At 59.7% G+C, this 15,524-nt stretch carries 18 protein-coding genes; 7 read left to right on the forward strand and 11 right to left on the reverse strand.

Annotated elements, in window-relative coordinates:
- Positions 1-2: 2 nt before the first annotated feature.
- The gene (locus ACSQ87_RS22315; RefSeq protein WP_074878465.1) at positions 3-245 is read right to left on the reverse strand and encodes a hypothetical protein; all 243 of its coding nucleotides are present in this window, start codon (positions 243-245) and stop codon (positions 3-5) included.
- 134 nt (positions 246-379) lie between these two features.
- Here ACSQ87_RS22315 and nhaR point away from each other — a divergent pair, with 134 nt between their 5' ends.
- The gene (gene nhaR / locus ACSQ87_RS22320; RefSeq protein ID WP_008148408.1) at positions 380-1,279 is read left to right on the forward strand and encodes a transcriptional activator NhaR; all 900 of its coding nucleotides are present in this window, start codon (positions 380-382) and stop codon (positions 1,277-1,279) included.
- 4 nt (positions 1,280-1,283) lie between these two features.
- Here nhaR and ACSQ87_RS22325 read toward each other — a convergent pair whose 3' ends face one another.
- Entirely contained in the window at positions 1,284-2,438 is a 1,155-nt protein-coding gene (locus ACSQ87_RS22325) for an MFS transporter (protein ID WP_150656390.1), read from the reverse strand.
- A 280-nt stretch (positions 2,439-2,718) separates the two neighbouring features.
- Here ACSQ87_RS22325 and sstT point away from each other — a divergent pair, with 280 nt between their 5' ends.
- Entirely contained in the window at positions 2,719-3,951 is a 1,233-nt protein-coding gene (sstT, locus tag ACSQ87_RS22330) for a serine/threonine transporter SstT (RefSeq protein WP_436274380.1), read from the forward strand.
- A gap of 73 nt (positions 3,952-4,024) precedes the next feature.
- On the opposite strand, the gene ACSQ87_RS22335 is transcribed toward sstT, so the two are convergent.
- From ACSQ87_RS22335 to ACSQ87_RS22355, 5 genes are read right to left on the reverse strand one after another with little or no spacing between them, the layout of a single operon-like run.
- Entirely contained in the window at positions 4,025-4,534 is a 510-nt protein-coding gene (locus tag ACSQ87_RS22335) for a DUF1993 domain-containing protein (RefSeq protein ID WP_008148402.1), read from the reverse strand.
- 39 nt (positions 4,535-4,573) lie between these two features.
- The gene (locus ACSQ87_RS22340) at positions 4,574-6,094 is read right to left on the reverse strand and encodes an ArnT family glycosyltransferase (protein ID WP_436274381.1); all 1,521 of its coding nucleotides are present in this window, start codon (positions 6,092-6,094) and stop codon (positions 4,574-4,576) included.
- A 3-nt stretch (positions 6,095-6,097) separates the two neighbouring features.
- On the reverse strand, positions 6,098-6,376 hold the full coding sequence (locus tag ACSQ87_RS22345; protein ID WP_076028031.1) for a lipid-A-disaccharide synthase N-terminal domain-containing protein: 279 nt from the start codon (positions 6,374-6,376) through the stop codon (positions 6,098-6,100).
- Positions 6,373-7,113, reverse strand: coding sequence for a glycosyltransferase family 2 protein (locus tag ACSQ87_RS22350; RefSeq protein ID WP_436274382.1), 741 nt, complete (start codon positions 7,111-7,113; stop codon positions 6,373-6,375). Before ACSQ87_RS22350 ends, ACSQ87_RS22345 begins: the two co-directional genes overlap by 4 nt.
- Positions 7,114-7,159: 46 nt before the next feature.
- Entirely contained in the window at positions 7,160-8,137 is a 978-nt protein-coding gene (locus ACSQ87_RS22355) for an NAD-dependent epimerase (protein ID WP_436274383.1), read from the reverse strand.
- Between the two features lie 310 nt (positions 8,138-8,447).
- Between ACSQ87_RS22355 and ACSQ87_RS22360 the strand changes: the two genes are divergently transcribed.
- Positions 8,448-9,095, forward strand: a complete 648-nt coding sequence (locus ACSQ87_RS22360) for a YceH family protein (protein WP_436274384.1) — start codon at positions 8,448-8,450, stop codon at positions 9,093-9,095.
- A 60-nt stretch (positions 9,096-9,155) separates the two neighbouring features.
- Here the strand turns inward: ACSQ87_RS22360 and ACSQ87_RS22365 are convergent, their stop codons facing one another.
- Complete coding sequence (locus tag ACSQ87_RS22365) at positions 9,156-9,674, reverse strand: cupin domain-containing protein (RefSeq protein ID WP_436274385.1); 519 nt, start codon at positions 9,672-9,674, stop codon at positions 9,156-9,158.
- A gap of 12 nt (positions 9,675-9,686) precedes the next feature.
- On the reverse strand, positions 9,687-10,538 hold the full coding sequence (locus ACSQ87_RS22370; protein WP_436274386.1) for a shikimate 5-dehydrogenase: 852 nt from the start codon (positions 10,536-10,538) through the stop codon (positions 9,687-9,689).
- 245 nt (positions 10,539-10,783) lie between these two features.
- Here ACSQ87_RS22370 and ACSQ87_RS22375 point away from each other — a divergent pair, with 245 nt between their 5' ends.
- The 3 genes from ACSQ87_RS22375 to ACSQ87_RS22385 all read left to right on the forward strand — a co-directional run bounded on the left by ACSQ87_RS22375 (position 10,784) and on the right by ACSQ87_RS22385 (position 11,868).
- Positions 10,784-11,155, forward strand: a complete 372-nt coding sequence (locus ACSQ87_RS22375) for a hypothetical protein (RefSeq protein ID WP_223430653.1) — start codon at positions 10,784-10,786, stop codon at positions 11,153-11,155.
- Positions 11,156-11,390: 235 nt separating this feature from the next.
- Positions 11,391-11,585, forward strand: coding sequence for a hypothetical protein (locus ACSQ87_RS22380; protein WP_003179723.1), 195 nt, complete (start codon positions 11,391-11,393; stop codon positions 11,583-11,585).
- A 100-nt stretch (positions 11,586-11,685) separates the two neighbouring features.
- Complete coding sequence (locus ACSQ87_RS22385; RefSeq protein ID WP_223430654.1) at positions 11,686-11,868, forward strand: hypothetical protein; 183 nt, start codon at positions 11,686-11,688, stop codon at positions 11,866-11,868.
- Here the strand turns inward: ACSQ87_RS22385 and ACSQ87_RS22390 are convergent.
- Positions 11,865-12,926, reverse strand: a complete 1,062-nt coding sequence (locus ACSQ87_RS22390) for an AI-2E family transporter (protein WP_223430655.1) — start codon at positions 12,924-12,926, stop codon at positions 11,865-11,867. The two genes, ACSQ87_RS22385 and ACSQ87_RS22390, sit on opposite strands and share 4 nt — an antisense overlap.
- 163 nt (positions 12,927-13,089) lie before the next feature.
- On the opposite strand from ACSQ87_RS22390, the gene trhP reads away from it, so the two are divergent.
- Entirely contained in the window at positions 13,090-14,415 is a 1,326-nt protein-coding gene (trhP, locus tag ACSQ87_RS22395) for a prephenate-dependent tRNA uridine(34) hydroxylase TrhP (protein WP_436274387.1), read from the forward strand.
- A 201-nt stretch (positions 14,416-14,616) separates the two neighbouring features.
- Here the strand turns inward: trhP and ACSQ87_RS22400 are convergent, their stop codons facing one another.
- The gene (locus ACSQ87_RS22400) at positions 14,617-15,483 is read right to left on the reverse strand and encodes a LysR family transcriptional regulator (protein WP_436274388.1); all 867 of its coding nucleotides are present in this window, start codon (positions 15,481-15,483) and stop codon (positions 14,617-14,619) included.
- Positions 15,484-15,524: the final 41 nt, after the last annotated feature.

Consider the following 15,524-nt stretch of genomic DNA (forward strand, 5'->3'; position numbering starts at 1 on the left):
GTTTAGATTTCCTGGGACGAAGATTCGGTTTTGTCCGTTTCTTTGGCCGATTGCTCTTTCTTGCTGATCAGCCCGCCAGTGGCGTCACTGATTGCCTGCTCTGCGGCTTTGTGGGTGTCGTCGATGGCTTGTTTGGCGGTTTCGGCAGCCTTGCCCATCAGTTGTTGAGCGCTTTTTTCGGCCTGGTCACAACCGGCCAATACCAGTAAAGACGTGATCAACAGTGCCGTGGTTTTAAGCTTCATGATGCTTTCCTCGATAGAACAGACAGGGCGAAAAGGCCACCCGTCGATAGCGGGGCATTCTAGGGAGGCAAACACTTCAGGAAAATTCGTATTTTTAGCTGTTATACTTCGGTTTTAACGAACTATAGGTCGCCATGCTCAACTATCGACAGCTGCATTACTTCTGGGTGGTGGCCAAGACCGGCAGCATCGTGCGCGCCTGCGAGCAGCTGAACCTGACACCCCAGACCATCAGCGGGCAGATTTCCCTGCTCGAACAAACTTATGGCATCGAGCTGTTTCGCCGGGTCGGCCGGCAGCTGGAACTCACTGAGGCCGGGCGTCAGACCCTGCCCTACGCCGAGCAAATGTTCCAGTTGGGCGGCGAACTGGAGCTGATGCTGCGAGCACAGCCCAACGAACAGCAGATTCTGTTTCGGGTAGGTGTGGCCGACGTGGTGCCCAAATCCATCGTCTATCGACTGATTGCGCCGACCATGGAATTGAGCGAGCCGCTGCGCATCACCTGTCGCGAAGACAAACTGGAACGCCTGCTTGCCGATCTGGCGATCCAGCGCCTGGATCTGGTCATCTCCGACAGCCCGATGCCTTCGCACCTGGACATCAAGGGCTACAGCCAGAAACTCGGGGAATGCGGGATCAGCTTCTTCGCCACGGCTGAACTGGCGGCGCAGTACGGTCAGGATTTTCCCCGCAGCCTGCACGGCGCACCGCTACTGATTCCAGGGCCGGAGACCGTGGTGCGCAGTCGCTTGCAGCGCTGGTTTGCCGAGCAGCAGATCCAGCCGCGCATCGTCGGCGAGTTCGACGACAGCGCCTTGATGCAGGCGTTCGGCCAATCCGGCAGCGGGATCTTCATCGGCCCGAGCGTGATTGCCGATGAAGTGATACGCCAATACGGCGTGGAATTGATTGGCCAGACCGACGCGGTGACCGAGTCGTTCTACGCCATTTCGGTGGAACGCAAGGTCAAGCACCCCGGCATTGTCGCGATTACCGAAGGTGCCCGACGCGAGCTGTTCACCGAGATGTGAAGTGTCAGGCGCAGACTTCGCGGGGCTTGAAGGTCATCAGCGCGATGGCCAAGAGGATCGAGGCGAGGATAAAAGCGGCCGCCGCGAAACCAAGACCTTGCAGGCCTACACCGTCGATGACCCTACCGCCGATCATGGCGCCCAGGCCTATCCCGAGGTTAGCCCCGGCAATGTTCAGCGATGCCGCGAACGCCGGTGCTTCGGGTGCAGCCTTCATCAATCGCACATGGCTGACCAGGAACAACGCCGCCTGAGTCACGCCCCAGATCCCCATCGCCGCTGCCAGACCCAGCGGCGAATGGATGTTCGGCACCAACGCCACCAGGCCGGCGATCATGAACGCGCAGAACATCATCGAGGCGATCAACGGATGACGATCCACCGCGCGGCCGCCCAGTGAGTTGCCGATCAACCCGACCGCGCCGAAGCCCATCAGGCACCAGCCGACCACCGTGCCGTTGAAACCGGCCAGTCGCTCAAGAATGTCCGCCAGGTAGGTGTAAGCGGTGAACATGCCGCTGAACACCAGGATCGACAGCAGCACATGCCCCACCATCAGCGGGCTGCGCAGGATTCTGAACTGCGAGCGAAAGCTCACTTGATGCTGATGCAGATTGGTTTTCGGCAAGTAGATAAACAGCAGCAACGCCTTGGCAAACGCGATCACCGCCAGAATGCCGAAGGCACTGCGCCAGCCGAATGCATCGGAGATCAGTGTGCCCACCGGAATGCCGAACACCGTGGCGCAGACAATGCCGAAACCAATCTTGGCGATGGCGCGACCGGCGTAGTCCGGGCCGACAATGTCCACCGCGGTTTCACTGGCCAGCGCCCAGAACACCGGCAACCCCAACGCGGGGATCAACCGGGCGACGGACATCACCCAGATGTTCGGGGCAAACGCCGCGAGGGTGTTAGCCAGGCCGAACATGATCAGCACCGAGATGAACAATTTGCGGCGCTCGAACCTTGCGAACCAGGCGGTCAGGAACGGCCCGAATGCGGCGACCGTGAAGGCGAACAAGGTCACCAGCAAACCCGCCTGGGGGATGCTGACTTCAAGGTCTCGAGCGATCGCCGGCAACAGGCCGACGATGATGAATTCCGTGGTCAGCACCGTGAAACCGGCGGCAGACAACAGAAGGATGGGCAACAGCATGCAGAACTCCAGAAAACGACGACACCAGCGATAGCCCGAAGGCCCACTGGCATGACTTGAAAATGAGGATGGCGAATCTTAACAGAGTGTTTCCGATCAGGGTTGCACGAACCTGCCGATCTCGTTGCCCCCTCGGGCGGCAGATCGTCACAGGTCTGAAGGATGAAGACCGCGCTGTGATAAAGTCCGCGCCCTGCGATACGTACACCCTGTTCATCGGCCATTGATTGGCATTGATGTCGCGATACCCCGCACCTAAAAAAATCAGAGATGCCGTTTTATGACCGCTTCATCCCCTTCGCTATGGTTACGCCTGCAACGCTTAAGCCTGGTCACACAAATCATCATCGGCCTGATCGCCGGGATTGCCCTGGCCCTGTTCGCGCCGGAGGTGGCGAAGTCCACTGCGTTTATCGGCAAAGTCTTCGTTTCGGCGCTTAAAGCTGTCGCGCCGATTCTGGTGTTCGTGCTGGTCATGGCCTCGATTGCCAACCATAAGCACGGCCAGGAAACCCACATCCGGCCGATTCTGTTTCTGTATCTGCTGGGAACGTTTGCGGCGGCGGTGGTGGCCGTTGTCGCCAGTACGCTGTTCCCGTCGAGCCTGGTATTGGCCACTCACGACGTTGCGATCACCGCGCCGGGCGGGATCAGTGAAGTGTTGCAAAGTCTGCTGCTGAGCGTGGTCGACAACCCGGTCAGCGCGCTGATGAATGCCAATTTCATCGGCATTCTGGCGTGGGCGATTGGCATGGGCGTTGCCATTCGCCATGCCGGTGACACCACTCGCGAGGTGCTCGGCGACTTGTCCAACGGCGTGACCCTGATCGTGCGTTTGGTGATTCGTTTTGCGCCGCTGGGCATTTTCGGTCTGGTGGCTTCGACCCTCGCTACCTCCGGCTTCGGTGCTCTCATCGGCTATGTGCATCTGCTGGCGGTGTTGCTGGGCTGCATGCTGTTTGTAGCGCTGGTGATGAACCCGGTCATCGTGTTCTGGAAGCTGCGTCGCAACCCGTATCCACTGGTGATCACGTGCTTGCGCGAAAGCGGTATCACTGCGTTTTTCACCCGCAGCTCGGCGGCGAACATTCCGGTCAATCTGGAATTGAGCAAGCGCCTGGGCCTGCACGAAGATACCTACTCGGTCTCGATTCCGCTGGGCGCGACCATCAACATGGCCGGCGCGGCGATCACCATTACCGTGCTGACCCTGGCGGCCGTGCATACGCTGGGCATCGCCGTGGACATTCCGACGGCCATCCTGCTGAGCGTCGTCGCGGCGATCTGTGCCTGTGGCGCTTCGGGCGTGGCGGGCGGTTCGTTGCTGTTGATTCCACTGGCGTGCAGCCTGTTTGGCATTCCAAGCGAAATCGCCATGCAGGTGGTGGCGGTCGGTTTCATTATCGGGGTGTTGCAGGACTCGGCGGAGACCGCACTGAATTCTTCCACTGATGTGCTGTTTACCGCCGCCGCTTGCCTGGGTGAAGACGAGAAGGCACAACGTCTGGCGTAACAAAGATCAAAAGATTCACCAAAAAAAGCCCGCCAAGGTTCACACCTTGGCGGGCTTTTTTACGCTGGGCGGTTTAGAACGCGCCCATGTAATCGCGCTTGCCCACTTCCACACCGTTGTGACGCAGCAGTGCGTAGGTGGTGGTGACGTGGAAGAAGAATTGCGGCAGACCGTAGCTCAGCAGGTAAGCCTGGCCAGTGAAGCGCTTCTCTTTCGGCGTGCCCTGACGGGTGATGATTTCGATGCCTTCCTTGCCGTCGATCTGTTCCGGTTTGATCTCGCCGATGAAGGCCAGCACTTTGGCGATCAGCGCTTGCAGCTCGGCGAAGGTGGTTTCGGTGTCGTCGTACTTCGGCAGTTCAACTTCGGCCAGACGCGCGGAAACGCCCTTGGCGAAATCAACGGCGATCTGCACCTGACGGACCAGCGGGAACATGTCCGGGTACAGACGGGCTTGCAGGAAAGCATTCGGGTCGATGTTCTTGGCGGTGGCGTGGGCTTCGGCCTTGTTCAAAACGTCGCTCAGGGCGTTGAGCATTTGTTTGAAAACCGGGACGGAAGCGGCGTACAGGGAAATAGTCATGGCAGTCTCGTGTGGTGACAGGAGGGAAACGTGGGGCGATTATAGCCATGCGCGGTCCCAGGTGAAGCGATAGATATTGGCTGGCTGTCCTGGATGACAACGGCCGTTATCGGCATCGGCACCGACGATCGACCATTGCGCGCGCGAGGTTTCGCCCAACTCATGGGCGGCCTGAGGGTTAAAACACCGGCTCAGCAGTTCATCTGGCACCAAGGCGTACGCCTGACGGTGTTCGCGCAGCCATTGAGCGGCCTGCTCAACCGTCGAGCCGATCATCCCGAAATGCACGATCGGCTGTCGGGCGAACAACCAGTGACCCTCGCGCCAGTTGACCAGCACCAGGTCTGCACCCTGGGTCATCGCCGCCGCTTGCGCCATCAGCGCCTCGTGGGGATTGGGTCCGTCCTTGACCGGGTCGATGAAACCGCGAGCGAACCACAACGTGAACCACGTGACGGCCACCACCTGGAATACCCGCCGACCGCGCGGGCGCTTGCTGAACCAACGCTTGAGCAGCCACGGAATCAGCGGTGCGGCAACCAGCACCAGCCCAGGCAACGCCGGATAGATATACAACTTGCGTTTGCCACTGCTCAGGCAGAAGAACAGTACGACCAGTACGACCCAACCCAGCAGCACCAGCACTCGACCGTCGCGCTTGTGCAGCTGCCTGCGCCAGGCGGGCACGAGCCACGGCAGGGCCAGCACCAACGGCATCCAGTATTGCGGGATGACGTTGACGAAGAAGTACCAGAACGGTTCTCGGTGATCCCACGCGGCGGCATAGCGCCCCGCTGTCTGGCGCAGCAGAATTTCCCGTGCGTAGGCGATTTCGTCAGCGGCGCCATTGAATGCGATAGACACCGCCAAGGGCAGTAGCCAGATCGCGACGGCGCCAAGCACCAGCAAAAACCCCAGGCACCACTTGCGCGCCTCACCCGGCATGGCCACCACGCCAGGCCAGCCTTTGCGCACCGCGTAGGCATACGGAATCAGCATCAACGCCGGGACGAAGCCGACCCCTTTAGTGATCACGCCAATGCCCATGGCCGCGCAACCCGCGTAGAACCAACGCCAGGCGGGCCCGAGCAGCAGGTGACGGGCCAGGCCGTACAGGCCCAGAGAGGTGAACAAAATCAGAAAGCTGTCGATCTGACCGGTCCGCAGAATGCTGTACGTCTGATACGTGGCCAGGTACAACAGCGCTGCTGTTCGTCCGGCCCGCTGATTCCACAACCGACGACCCAGGTCGTAGAGCATGGCCGTGACCGATGTGGCCGACAAAAGCCCCGGAATATAAAGGGCAAGGGCGGGCATCCCGGTGATCCAGGTGAAAAACGCCACCGTCCACATGAAAATCGGTGGTTTATCGCCGTAGATCTCGGCAGCTCGGTGCGGAATCAGCCAAGAACCGTTGTGCAGCATCTCCAGCGCAACGCCGAGGAATCGCTCCTCGTCGACATTCTGCGGCTGACGCAGCCCGAACCCGGCGCCAACCAATAAAAGAGCAAGCAACATCAGCCCCAGGCATTCGACGCTGGGTGACAGGGTTCGGCGCACGGTTCAGTCCTTCAAGGTTTTGCTGCGGGCAATCAATTGCAGGTTGCGCAAATAGACGATGGAGCCGAACGCCTGACCGGCGATGAAAACCGGGTCCTGTCGGTAGATGGCGTAAGCGAACAGCAGCGCGCTGCCGACGATGCTCAGGTACCAGAAGCTCACCGGAATTACGCTGCGTTTCTTGTATTCGCTGTACAGCCACTGCAGGACAAAGCGACCGGTGAAGGCGATCTGGCCACTGAAACCGACCACCAGCCACAGGGTTTCGCGGGACAGGTTCATCCTTCGATCTCCCGCGCATGGGCATGCAGACGCGTACGCCTGATCAGCCACCAGACGCCGATCAGATCGAGAATGCCCACCAGCGCGCGGTCGAGGTTTCCGTATTTGGATACCCCGGCCGTGCGAGGCCGATGGTTGACCGGGTGGGTGATCATCCGGCCGTTATGCCGCTGGATCAGCGCAGGAATGAACCGGTGCATGTGGTCGAAGTACGGCAAGCGCAGAAACGCCGCCCGCTCGATCAATTTCAGCCCGCAGCCAGTGTCCGGCGTCTGGTCCTTGAGCATCCGGCTGCGCAACCCGTTGGCAAACCGCGAGGCCCAACGCTTGCTCGCGGTATCGCGACGGTTGACCCGGTGCCCGGCCACCAACTGAAGGTCGGCGCTCCCCTGCTCACTGCGCACTAATGCCAGCATGCCGGGGATATCCGCCGGGTCGTTCTGACCGTCGCCATCGAGCGTGGCCAGCCATTGGCCCCGGGCGGCGAGCGCCGCATGGTAGAGCGAAGTGCTCTGCCCCAGCGAACGCTCATGGCGCAGGATACGCAACGTGCTCAGGCCGCTGTGCCGGGTCTGCCGCAGTTCCTGCAAGGAGGTGTCAGTACTGCCATCGTCCACAACGATGATTTCATAGGCCTCATCGGCCAGTGCGATACGGATTTCTTCGAGCAGCGATGTCAGATTGCTCGCCTCGTTCTTTGCCGGAATCAGCACGGATACAAATATGTCTTGGCTCATAGAGGCCCCTATTACCCTGGATTTTTTATTATCAAAGGCCAACGTTTCATCTCTGATAAAAGTGGCGGTACCACTTCACAAATTCCGCGACGCCGGACTCAACCGACACTTGTGGACGGAAATCGACCCACTGTGCCAATGCCGACACATCCGCCCAGGTCTTGACCACATCGCCAGCCTGCAGCGGCTGGAAGTTGCGCCGGGCTTTCCTGTCCAGTGCCGACTCCAGACACTCGACGAAATCCAGCAGCGCCACCGGCGTGCCGCGCCCGATGTTGAAGATCCGGTTGGCGCCATCGCCAGGTCCGTCCGATAACGGCGGTCTTGGGCGCAATCGGGCAATGCTTTCGACGATGTCGTCGATGTAGGTGAAGTCGCGCGACATCTGGCCTTGGTTGTAGAGGTCAATCGGCCTGCCGTTGAGAATCGCTTCGGTAAATTTGAACAGCGCCATGTCGGGGCGCCCCCAAGGTCCGTAAACGGTAAAAAAACGCAGGCCGCTGGCCTTCAGTCCATACAGATGGCAATAGCTGTGGGCCATCAACTCGTTGGCACGCTTACTGGCGGCATACAACGAAATCGGATGATCGACGGGGTCTTCGACGCTGAACGGCATTTTGCTGTTGGTGCCGTACACCGAACTGCTCGATGCATAAATCAGATGCTCGGGGCGGTGGTGCCGGCAGGCTTCCAGCACATTCAGAAAGCCAACCAGGTTCGATTGCGCATACACGTCCGGGTTGTCCAGCGAGTAGCGAACGCCCGCCTGGGCAGCCAGATGGATAACCTCTGTGAAGCCGTGATCCTTGAACAATGCCATCAAGGCCGGTTTGTCGACGATATCCAGCGTCTGGAAATGAAAGCCCGACAAGGACTTCAGCTCCTCAAGCCGTGCGTGTTTGAGTTCCACGCTGTAGTAGTCGTTGAGATTATCGATACCGACCACCTCAAGACCTTCCTGACACAAGCGCTTGACCGTGTGATACCCGATGAAACCGGCGGCGCCGGTGACCAGTACGGTCATAGCGGGCGCGCGCCGATCAGCGCATTATTGCGGGTCGATACCCACGTCAGCTTCATGCCTTGCTCCACTGCACAATTAATAAGGCCGGTGACGTCGTCGATAGGAATTTTCGCCGTACCCGTCATAAGCCGCAGTCATCTGCAGCCCTGCATACGGTGCACGTCTGATTGTTAAGATGGCGTAACAGATTGATTTAGGTTTTGTGACCATTGCCAAGGTACGGCGACGAATTCAGTTGCCATTGGCACACGTCAATCTAAAGTGCATGCCAGCAGGAGAACATCATGAACCCGGGAAGGAATGCAGAATCATGAGCACTGAGCAAGAAACGACCTTCGACGAGCCGCGACTCAACAGCACGGAAATCCGCATTCTGGGTTCGTTGATCGAAAAACAGGCCACCAGCCCGGAAACCTATCCGCTGACCCTCAATGCGCTGGTGATTGCCTGCAACCAGAAAACCAGCCGCGAGCCGGTGATGAACCTGACCCAGGGTCAGGTCGGCCAAAGCCTGCGCGCCCTCGAAGGACGCGGCTTTACCAAGCTGGTGATGGGCAGTCGTGCGGATCGCTGGGAACACAAGGTCGACAAGGCACTGGAACTGGTGCCGGCTCAGGTCATTCTTGCGGGGCTGCTGTTCCTGCGCGGTCCGCAAACGGTCAATGAACTGCTGACCCGCAGCGGCCGCATGCATGACTTCGAAGATGCCGAACAGGTCGTGCATCAACTGGAACGCTTGATCGCTCGCGGTCTGGCGCTGTTGATTCCACGCCAGGCCGGTCAGCGTGAAGACCGCTACATGCACGCCTTGGGCGACCCGGCGGACATCGAAGCGATCCTGGCGGCACGGCAGAACCCGACCGAGCGTGGCGCGGGTGGCGGCGTATCGGTTGAGCGGATCGAAGAGCTTGAGGCACGAATTGCAGCGCTGGAAGAGCGACTGGCCCGCCTCGAATAAACCAGCAACGCAAAAATCAATGTGGGAGCGAGCTTGCTCCCACATTAGGTTGCGGTGCTTCTACTCGCCGTCCCAATAATCCACGCCGTCGGCCGGCCTGGCGACGGCGACGAAGCCCGAGGTATTGCCCTCGGCGTCGACCTTGAAGTCGTCCATCACCGCATACTTGCCGGAATCCGGGTACTCGCAAATCTCGGGTGATTGTTGGGTGCTGACCGCCAGGTAGCGCAGCTCACCCTTGCTGGTGTTGATGATCTGGTGCGCGGTTTCAGGGCCGCCCGGCGGGCAGGCAATGACATCACCGGCGCGAACGGGAAAGCGCTCGGCGCCCAAGCGAATCTCCCCTTCCCCGGCCACGATGTAAAACATCTCCTCGTTGACCCGATGACTGTGAAACGGGCTGCCACGCATCCCCGGTTCCAGCGCGTACAGACGATAACCCAGCTTCTGCGCACCCAGTTGCTGGCCGATGCGCGCCTGCCGTTGCTGATAGCGGTCGGCGGTGTCTCCCGTCGGGGCAAACGCTTCGGGCAGCGGCTCAAGTTTGGCCTGGTCCAGATTAAGAATGGCAGGATGCATGAGTCACCTCAGTCACGGTTTCGCTTGCTGGGCAGCAGGGGAGCCAAGGTCACTTCGGGCAAATTCCACGGCTTTGTGAAACTGCTCATCGGTCGGCCGCACGCCGGTGTACAACACGAACTGCTCCAGCGCCTGGATCGCGATCACTTCCAGCCCGGTGATCACTCGCTTGCCTTCAGCACGAGCGCGCACAATCAACGGTGTTTCCGAGGGGACTGCCACGACATCGAAGACAGTCTCGGCAGCAGCGATGGTTTCAACATCGAACGCCAGCTGATCGGCCTCGGGGCCGGACATGCCAATCGGTGTGACGTTGATCAGCATCTGCGGCCGCTCCGAGCCCAGCTCCGCTTGCCATCGATAGCCCAGCGATTCGGCCAATGCACGTCCGGAACGCTCGTTACGGGCGACGATCAGGCCATTTTTGTAGCCACCATCGCGCAAGGCACTGGCCACCGCCTTGGCCATGCCGCCGCTGCCGCGCAGGGCAAAGGTCAATGCCTTCGGCACCTGGTGGGTGTCAAGCAACTGGGCGATCGCGATGTAGTCGGTGTTGTAAGCCTTGAGATGGCCGTTAGTATTAACGATAGTGTTGATCGATTGAATGGCCGCAGCGGAGGGGTCCAGTTCATCGACCAGCGCAATGCACGCCTCCTTGAACGGCATCGACACACCGCAACCACGAATCCCCAAGGCGCGAATGCCGCCAACGGCGCCCGGCAGATCCTGACTGCTGAAGGCCTTATAGTAAAAATTCAGGTCCAGTTGCTCATACAGATGATTGTGAAACCGCAAACCGAAGTTCCCGGGACGTGCGGAAAGCGACATGCACAGCAGGGTGTCTCTGTTGGGGTTCATCTGCATGAAAAATCTCCTTGAATAGCACTTTCAGATGGACGGGATTAGCCAATCCATCGGGTCTGATCGATCATAACGGTGTGTCTGCACGCGGCCTCACTGAACCGTAAAGAAGTCAGTACAGACCTTACACAAAATTTACCTAACGGCTGTGCTGATTTTGAAAAAAACGCTGTCTTAGAAGTATCCCCGCGACAATCCTTGGGTCTATTGCAGACACAAGCGCAGGGGCGAAGAACCGAGGAACTATCATGATCCGTAAAATCCCCACAGTAGCCTTGCTGATCGGTGCTCTTGCTATCGCAGGGCAGGCAGAGGCTGGCGGCGGTCACGGCGGTCACGGTTGGGAGGGGCCGGCGGTATTTGGCGCGATCGTTGGCACGGCCATCGTCGGTTCGGCCATCATCAACAGCAACCGGCCGGTCTATGTACAGCAACCGGTTTACGCTCCACCACAACCGGTTTACTACGGCCCGCCACCGGTTTATTACCAGCCGGCACCGGTCTACGTGCAACAACCGGTCTATTACGGCCCGCCGCCGGTTTACTACGGCCCGCCACGTGGTTATTACGGTCCACCGCGTGGTTACTACGGCCCTCCCCGCGGCTATGGCCGCTGGTAACGGAATCATCAGGCCCCGCCTCAACAGCGGGGCCTTTTTTGTGACCGTCCGTCGGCAGAGGTCTGGATAAATCTCGCCAAGGTCGCTGTCGGGACAGTCTTTGCGGTGCAAGTTGGCAAGATTGACTCGCCATCCTTCCCCCGCTTTGGGGAAAACGGTCATATTTATGTCATGTCGGGTCCGCAATCTTGGATCTGTCCGTTAACAACAGGTTGATAAAAACAAGGACGACCTCATGCCCACGCAAAACCCGCACCGCATTGTCGGCTTGTGCACTTCCAGCAAGGTGTACAACGCACTGACCGAACTCAAGCACCTGGAAGGCCATCGCAGCGCCAAGTTTCTTTCGCTGCTGGCAGAAAACCTGGTGCGAAAAGGCCTGCTCAACGAGCAGGAAGTGGTTCATATGCTGGATCTGGTGGTCGACTGAAGCGAAGCCTCACTGGCATCAATGACGACTATCGAAAGCGTTGATTGTCCGTTCAAGCGCCCGATCCGTAAGGTAGCTCCACAGATTGATGGAGGTACTTATGTCCCAGGTTCAGATCATGTCCGTTATCGGCAGCGCCGTTCCCGCACCGCTTAGAGAGCTAGGATTGCTCGCCTGTTGGTACCTGGTGCAGGACGGCGAACCGATCAGCGGTCCGCTCACCTCGCTGCCGGCCGCCCAGGCACTGTCGCAACGCATCAGCCAAGGCCATATCAGCGCTTAAGGCAGCTGCACCCGCGGCTTGGTTTCAATGAAGATGGCCCAGCTCGACATGAACAGCGCGGCGATCAGCGGCCCGATCACAAAGCCATTGAGGCCGAAGATCGCCAGACCGCCAAGGGTCGAGATCAGGATCAGATAGTCCGGCATCTTGGTATCCTTGCCCACCAGGATCGGTCGCAGCACGTTATCCACCAGGCCGATCACAAAAATCCCGAACAGCGCCAGCACAACGCCCTCCCAGATCGCCCCGGCGAACAGGAAAAACGCCGCCACCGGTGCCCAGACAATCCCCGCCCCCACCGCTGGCAACAGCGACAGAACCGCCATCAGCACCGCCCAGAGGAACGCGCTCGGAATATCCAGAAACCAGAACATCAACCCGCCCAATACGCCCTGCGTGATCGCCACCAGCAGGTTGCCCTTCACCGTGGCGCGCACCACGCGATTGAACTTGAGTTGCAAACGGCGTTTCTGGTTGTCCTGCAGCGGCACGGCAGCGCGCACTTTGCGGGCCAGTTCGGCGCCGTCCCGCAGAAAGAAGAACAGCAGGTAGAGCATGGTGAAAAAGCTCACCACAAAGTCGAACGTGCCTTGGCCAAAACTGAAAGCCTTCGAGGCGATAAACTCATTGCCAGTCACCGCGCTCTTGATGATTTTCTCCCGCAGCCCGTCCAGCTCGCCAACCCCGGCCCGATCGAGCAAGTGCTGGAAGTACGGCGGCAGGCTGTGTTTGAAATGTGTCACGTACCCGGCGATGTCCAGTTCGCCGCTTTCGATGCGGTGGTAGACCGCGGCCCCTTCTTGAACCAGCAAAATGCTCAGGATGATGACCGGCAGAATCGCGCTCACCAGACAGATGCTCAGGGTGAGCAGCGACGTCAGATTGCGCTCCCAGCCGAACTTCAGTTGCAGTCGTCGGTGCAGGGGCGCGAAGAGGATGCCGAGGATCACTGCCCAGAACACCGCGCCGTAAAACGGCAGCAAAATCCAGATGAAAGCGGCGGTGACCAGCCCCAGCAAGATCACCTGTGATTTGTTTTGTACTGTCTCTTCGTTCATGTCCGATCCATGTCAGTCCGCAAGGACACAATGTCGCGCCCTGATGCTTAGTCCGCCACGGTTCGCGCGAGTGCCATCCGTTTGTTCATCAAGCATAGATCCAGATCAATGAACCCCGCGGGCAAGCCGCTTATTCTCGGCGGCTTTTGTGACCGACTCTGCCATGACTCTCCTGCCTCCAGAACTGCTCGCCCCCGCCGGCACCCTGAAAAACATGCGATACGCCTTCGCCTACGGCGCCGATGCGGTGTACGCCGGTCAGCCGCGCTACAGCCTGCGGGTGCGCAATAACGAATTCGATCACGCCAATCTGGCCCTCGGCATTCACGAGGCCCAGGCTCAGGGCAAGCGCTTCTACGTAGTGGTGAACATCGCCCCGCACAACGCCAAACTGAAAACCTTCCTCAAGGATCTGGAACCGGTGATTGCCATGGCGCCGGATGCGCTGATCATGTCCGATCCAGGCCTGATCATGCTGGTTCGCCGGCATTTCCCGCAGATGCCGATTCACTTGTCGGTGCAGGCCAACACGGTGAACTGGGCCAGTGTCGAGTTCTGGCAGCAACAAGGCTTGAGCCGGATCATCCTGTCGCGGGAACTGTCCCTGGAAGAAATCGCCGAAATCCGCCAGCAAGTCCCGGCCATGGAGCTGGAGGTGTTCGTCCACGGTGCCTTGTGCATGGCCTATTCCGGTCGCTGCCTGTTGTCGGGTTACATGAACAAGCGCGACGCCAATCAGGGCAGCTGCACCAATGCCTGTCGCTGGAAATACTCGGCGCAAGAGGCCACAGAAAATCAGCTCGGCGAGATCGTGCAGACCTTCCAGCCGGAACCGACCTTGGGCATCGGCGCTCCGACCGATCAGGTGTTCCTGTTGCAGGAAGCCAACCGGCCCCACGAACTGATGCCCGCCTTCGAAGACGAGCACGGCACTTACATCATGAACGCCAAGGACCTGCGCGCGGTGCAGCATGTCGAGCGCCTGACGCAGATGGGCGTGCACTCACTGAAAATCGAGGGCCGGACCAAATCCCACTTTTATTGTGCACGGACCACTCAGGTTTACCGCCGGGCGATCGACGACGCAGTGGCCGGTCGCGCGTTCGACCGCGGTCTGATGACGGATCTGGAATCCCTCGCCCAGCGCGGCTACACCGAAGGTTTTCTGCGTCGGCACGTGCATGACGAATACCAGAACTACCAGCACGGCAGTTCGGTGTCGGAGCGGCAGCAGTTTGTCGGCGAGCTGACCGGCGAGCGGCGTGACCGGATGGCGGAGGTCAAGGTGAAGAATCGATTTGGTCTGGGCGACCATATGGAACTGATGACGCCCAAGGGCAACTTCCAATTCGACTTGCATGAGCTGCAAAACGTTAAAGGCGAGCCGATCGAGGTGGCGCCGGGGGATGGGCATACGGTTTACCTGCCGATTCCGGATGCGGTGGATTTGCGGTTTGGGTTGTTGATGCGGGATGTGGGTGTCGCTTAGGTCCACCCCTCACCCTAACCCTCTCCCAGAGGTAGAGGGGACTGACCGAGTGGTTCTTAGAGCTACATCGACCTGAAATTCCGAGTCGAACTCAGGTTTGAAAGGCTTGAAGATCGGCCCCCTTTCCCCCGTTCCCCCTTTCCCCCTCTCCCCGTTGGGGAGAGGGCTGGGGTGAGGGGTGGCTTTCAGACCCGACGCCTATTACGCCGTGAACTCCTCCCGCAACATCCCCACAAACGCTTCCCGCGCCGGGTGAACCCCGGCGTTTTCATGCCAGTAAAACAGGTTGTCGATCGCCGTCAGCTCGGGGAACTCATACCCCGCACAACCCGCCCCCTTGGCGTACTGATCAAACACGCCTTTTGGCACCAGCGCGACACCCGCCCCGGCACTGACGCAACCGACAATCGCCCCGTAACTGGCCAGGCTGACGATCTGCAACGCCTGCCCCTGCCGCAGCAACCAATGTTCCAGCGCCGCCCGGTAGGGACAGCCCTGAGGCCACATGAACACGGTCTTGTCCTGCAAATCCGCGATGTCACGCACCGGCCCCAGGGACGTCGAGGCAATCAGCAGCAGCTCCTCGCGGTACATTGGCGTGCGCTTGAGGTGTGGGCGCTCGACATCCACCGCGACGATCGCGCCGTCGAGCCGGTGATTGAGTGTGTCGTCGAGCAATTGGCTCCAGGTGCCGGTGGTCAGTTCCAGCGCAACGCCGGGGAAACGTTTGTGGAATTTCGCCAGCAAACGCGGCAATCGCCCGGTCGCCGACGACTCGATGGCGCCAATGCGCAACGGCCCGGACGGCTCGGCCGAAGGGTCCACCGCGCGCTTGGCTTCCGCCGTCAGGGCGAGAATTTTCGAGGCATACGCCAGAAACGTCTGCCCCGCCGGGCTGATTCGCAGCCCTCGGCCCTCGCGCAGAAACAGCGCGACTCCCAGCTCCGCTTCCAGGGATTTGATCCGTGCCGTGATGTTCGACGGCACGCAATGCAACAACTCGGCCGCCCGGGCGATGCTGCCGACCTCGGCGACGGTCTTGAACATGCGTATCTGTGCCAGCTCCATACATCACCCAAAGTGAATAGTTGACGCACTATAAGTCAGTT

The sequence above is a fragment of the Pseudomonas sp. LjRoot277 genome (assembly GCF_964253845.1).
Taxonomy (GTDB): Bacteria; Pseudomonadota; Gammaproteobacteria; order Pseudomonadales; family Pseudomonadaceae; genus Aquipseudomonas.